Below are 3,497 nucleotides of genomic sequence, written 5' to 3' on the forward strand. Positions count from 1 at the left end.
GAAGGCAATTGGTAAAAGTGTAGCAACCATCCCTGGTAGCGGTGCTGCAGGTGGACTTGGAGCCGGTAATAGTTACAGGGGTTGGGTCAACATAAATTGAGCCATAGGTAATATATTTTTGACCTGTTGAACCGATAAGCTCCCAGTGGGATAGCGTTGACTAGCTTTCTGGTGGTGGCCTGGTCAAAGGTTCCAATCATGATATCACAGTCATGACCAAGCATCGAATATTCCCGGTTACTGGCAGCTAGGTCACCAGGTAGTTGAACAGCCTGAAGTTGGTAGTTGGGAAGCTTTCCTTTGATTCTATTCCAAGTTGGCATGAAGGGAGCACTGGGATGAAGGAGTGAAGTGCCAAGGCGAATACTTTGAACGGTGCCGGTAAGTTGGTGGCAGTCAACGTAGACCTGGTCCGTCAGCTTAATAACCGTTTCGGCATACTTTAAGAAAATGTGGCCACTGGGCGTTAGACTAACTCCAGAACTGGAACGGTCGAATAACTTAGCGTCGATTTCTTTTTCCAAACGATTAATTTGTTTCATCACCGCAGTGCTAGAAATGAAATTCTGTTCGGCAGTCTTGGTAAAGCTGCCGGCGCGCACGACCGAGATGAAAGTGCGTAAACTATTGGTTTCCATAAATTATCCTCCGTATCAACTATTAGTTAATGCCACACTAACAATGAGCTTCTTCCTTGTCAACCGTTATGGCACGATAATAGAAGCATCGGAGGCGGAGGAAATGACAACTAGCATTCTAATCGCATATTTCAGTCACTGGGGGCATACCAAACAGTTTGCCGAAAAGATTCAGCAGCTAACGGATGGCGACCTTTTTGAGATTAAGACTAGCCGTTTTTATCCCGAAGAACACGATCCGTGCTCAATCCAGGCTCATCGAGAACAGTTAAATGATGATCGGCCGGAACTGATTGACCAGGTTAAAAACATGGACCAGTATGACACGGTCTTCATTGGTCATCCAATTTGGTGGTACCGTGAGCCGATGGTGATTCGTTCCTTCTGGGCAGCTTACGATTTCCAGGGTAAGAACGTGATCCCATTTTGTACCTCGGGTGATGTTGGAATTGAGAATACCGAAAAGGACACACAGAAATACTTGCCAACCGCGACCGTTAAAACTGGTCTGCGCTTGGGTACTCACGCCGTTGACAGCAGTGTCCCAGAAATCAAAGAGTGGTTACAACGAGATGGCATTAAATTAATTAAGGAGGACAAATGATCATGAGTAAAAAGACGTTAGTGAAAATTACAATCAATGGGAAACAAACGATTAATGCTCAGTTTGAAGATAACGCAACTACTCGTGAGCTAATTTCTCGGATGCCATTCACAATTGAAATGGACAACCTGTACTCCCGTGAAATGTGTCACCGTTATGGTCGTGGTGGTTTACCAACCGATGATGCCCGTGATCGGGATTACCAGGTCGGGGATATTTCCTATTGGCCACCGATGGGCAGCTTGGTGATCTTGTATCAGCAGAATGGTGAAGCTTTTGAACAACAACCGATTGGCCATGTCGATGGTGACGTTAGTTTCTTTAGCAAATTAGGCTCGGCACAGGTTAGTTTTGCAGTTAAGCAATAAGAGGGATGAAAAGATGGCAGATATTACATATGATTTTACGAATAAAACAGTCATTGTTACTGGGGCCCGAACCGGAATTGGCTTAGCAGCAGCACAAAAATTTGCAGCAGCCGGGGCCAATGTTGTCTTAGCTGGTCACCATGAGCCAAACAAGGAAGCGGCTGACCTTAATGCTAAAGGCTACCATGCTGCCTCATTCCAAGTTGATGTTGCTAATGAAGAGCAGGTAAGGGCGATGGTAGACTTTACGGTCCAGAAGTTTGGTCGGCTCGATTTTGCCTATAATAATGCCGGCATTCAGAGCCCGATTACCAAGACCGCGGATTTAACATTGGCGGAATACAATCGGGTTCTTGATACAAACCTTAAAGGTGTTTTTCTTTGCACGAAGTATGAGTTAAAGCAATTAGTCAAGCAGGGCGATGGCGGTAAAATCGTTAATTGCTCTTCAATGGGTGGCTTAATTGGCCTAGCGGGCCGCAGTGCTTACCATGCTTCCAAACACGGGGTTCTTGGCATGACCAAGAGTACGGCTTTGGAATATGCGGATCAAGGAATCAATGTGAATGCCGTTTGTCCGGGAGTCATCCGGACGCCAATGGTTGACCGAATGCTGGCGAAAGAAAAAGATGCCATGGATGAATATATTCGTGATATCCCGATAAAGCGCCTTGCCCAACCAGGAGAGATTGCCGATGCGGTACTTTTCTTGTGTAGCGATGGGGCCAGTTATATCGTCGGCCACGCCTTGGCAGTTGATGGTGGTTATACCATTCATTAAATTGGCAGTTGACAAAACTTAATTGAGGAGGAAATTTAAATGGCAGTTAAAGGAAAAGTAGTTGTAATTACTGGTGCTTCATCTGGAATTGGGGAGGCCACCGCTAAATTGTTGGCCAAAAATGGTGCCATGGTGATGTTAGGTGCGCGACGTGAAGAACGTCTTTACAAGATTGCTGATGAAATTAATACCAATGGTGGCCGGGCCGATTTTCGAACGGTTGACGTAACTAAACCGGCTGAAGTACAGGCTTTAGTCGATGCCGCTAAGGATAGTTTTGGCAAGCTGGATGTTATTTTTAACAACGCCGGAATCATGCCTAATTCTCCGATGAGTGCTATCCGGACGGATGAATGGAATAAGATGATTGATGTTAATTTGAAAGGAGTCCTCAACGGAATTGCGGCCGTGATGCCAACCTTTACCGCTCAAAAACATGGTCATATTATTACCACTTCTTCCGTCGCCGGGCTTAAAAATTATGCTGGTTCCGGAGTATACGGGGCTACAAAGTTTGCGGTTCGTAATGCGATGGAAGTTACCCGGATGGAAAGTGCTAACGAAGGCACTAATATTCGGACGACGACCCTTTACCCAGCCGCTATTAATACGGAACTGCTGAACCACATTGGCGATCAAAAGACGGCTACTAACATGAAGAACTTCTACAAGCAACACGGGATTTCGCCAGATGCCATTGCTCGAGTGGTTAACTTTGCCATCGATCAGCCAGAAGATGTCGACATTGCTGAGTTCACCATTTACCCGACCAACCAGGCATAGGGTTAGCTACATTATTAATTGAAAGTTGTTATTTTAGCGGGAGTGTGAAGACAAGTGCTCGTAATAGGGCTCCGTTTCACTCCTGCTTTTTGAAAGTGGGCAAGGAAACACGTTCTTTTAAGGACGTGATGAATTGCCCTTTTTGTGTTCAACATACGCATGGATAGTATATTATATGATATAATTATTAGTATGAAAGACACAAATAGACTTACATATGGTGGAACATCAGTTTACAATCTTAATTACCATCTCATTTGGGGGACTAAGTATCGCAACAAAGTGCTGAAAGGACACGTTGAAACAGTCTTGAAGCGAATATT

Annotated in this window: 6 protein-coding genes; 5 read left to right on the plus strand and 1 reads right to left on the minus strand. The window is 45.0% G+C overall.

From position 1 onward, the window contains the following. Positions 1–86: 86 nt before the first annotated feature. Positions 87–638: a LysR family transcriptional regulator gene (locus ACEYV4_RS09205; protein WP_373842988.1), complete on the minus strand. Its 552-nt coding sequence runs from the start codon at positions 636–638 to the stop codon at positions 87–89. A gap of 103 nt (positions 639–741) precedes the next feature. Here ACEYV4_RS09205 and ACEYV4_RS09210 point away from each other — a divergent pair, with 103 nt between their 5' ends. The 5 genes from ACEYV4_RS09210 to ACEYV4_RS09230 all read left to right on the plus strand — a co-directional run. Further along, positions 742–1,242, plus strand: coding sequence for a flavodoxin (locus tag ACEYV4_RS09210; protein ID WP_373842989.1), 501 nt, complete (start codon positions 742–744; stop codon positions 1,240–1,242). A 2-nt stretch (positions 1,243–1,244) separates the two neighbouring features. Beyond that, positions 1,245–1,610, plus strand: coding sequence for a cyclophilin-like fold protein (locus ACEYV4_RS09215; protein ID WP_373842990.1), 366 nt, complete (start codon positions 1,245–1,247; stop codon positions 1,608–1,610). A 13-nt stretch (positions 1,611–1,623) separates the two neighbouring features. Continuing rightward, complete coding sequence (locus tag ACEYV4_RS09220) at positions 1,624–2,391, plus strand: SDR family NAD(P)-dependent oxidoreductase (RefSeq protein WP_373842991.1); 768 nt, start codon at positions 1,624–1,626, stop codon at positions 2,389–2,391. Between the two features lie 39 nt (positions 2,392–2,430). Further along, complete coding sequence (locus tag ACEYV4_RS09225) at positions 2,431–3,174, plus strand: SDR family oxidoreductase (RefSeq protein ID WP_373842992.1); 744 nt, start codon at positions 2,431–2,433, stop codon at positions 3,172–3,174. A 192-nt stretch (positions 3,175–3,366) separates the two neighbouring features. After that, the coding region (locus ACEYV4_RS09230) for a transposase (RefSeq protein WP_373842993.1) at positions 3,367–3,497 on the plus strand (131 nt) is incomplete at its 3' end.

The sequence above is a fragment of the Limosilactobacillus sp. genome (genome assembly GCF_041859915.1).
Lineage (GTDB): Bacteria > Bacillota > Bacilli > Lactobacillales > Lactobacillaceae > Limosilactobacillus.

Coding starts and splice junctions, on each gene's coding strand:
- ACEYV4_RS09205 (WP_373842988.1), bottom strand. CDS start 638: ATGGAAACCAATAGTTTACGCACTTTCATCTCGGTCGTGCGCGCCGGC.
- ACEYV4_RS09210 (WP_373842989.1), top strand. CDS start 742: ATGACAACTAGCATTCTAATCGCATATTTCAGTCACTGGGGGCATACC.
- ACEYV4_RS09215 (WP_373842990.1), top strand. CDS start 1,245: ATGAGTAAAAAGACGTTAGTGAAAATTACAATCAATGGGAAACAAACG.
- ACEYV4_RS09220 (WP_373842991.1), top strand. CDS start 1,624: ATGGCAGATATTACATATGATTTTACGAATAAAACAGTCATTGTTACT.
- ACEYV4_RS09225 (WP_373842992.1), top strand. CDS start 2,431: ATGGCAGTTAAAGGAAAAGTAGTTGTAATTACTGGTGCTTCATCTGGA.